Consider the following 345-nt stretch of genomic DNA (forward strand, 5'->3'; position numbering starts at 1 on the left):
AGACCACCCTCGCCGGGCTCGGCGGTGACGCGGATCCCGAGGCCACCCGTACGCATCTCCTCGACGTCGTGGGCCGGGTCGAGCACAGGTGCCTGGAGTTCACCTGGTCGTACGCGTCGGGCATCCATAATGAGTCGACGGTGCGGCGGTTGGCCGAGCGGATGGTCGACGCGCTGCGGGAGATCATCGTCCACTGTGCGCAGCCGGGTGCCGGCGGGCGTACCCCCTCGGACTTCCCGCTGGCCCGCCTGGACCAGGCCGAGGTGGACCGGCTGGTCGGCGACGGTCGCGCCGTCGAGGACGTCTACCCGCTCACGCCGATGCAGGCGGGCATGGTGTTCCACA

General features: G+C 71.0%; 1 protein-coding gene. It reads left to right on the top strand.

Annotated elements, in window-relative coordinates; translation table 11 throughout:
* Positions 1–345, top strand: a 345-nt coding sequence (locus HC031_RS32345; RefSeq protein WP_167929253.1) for a hypothetical protein, incomplete at both ends; no start/stop codon positions are given.

Origin of the sequence: Planosporangium thailandense (assembly GCF_011947195.1) — a bacterium.
Taxonomy (GTDB): Bacteria; Actinomycetota; Actinomycetes; order Mycobacteriales; family Micromonosporaceae; genus Planosporangium; species Planosporangium thailandense.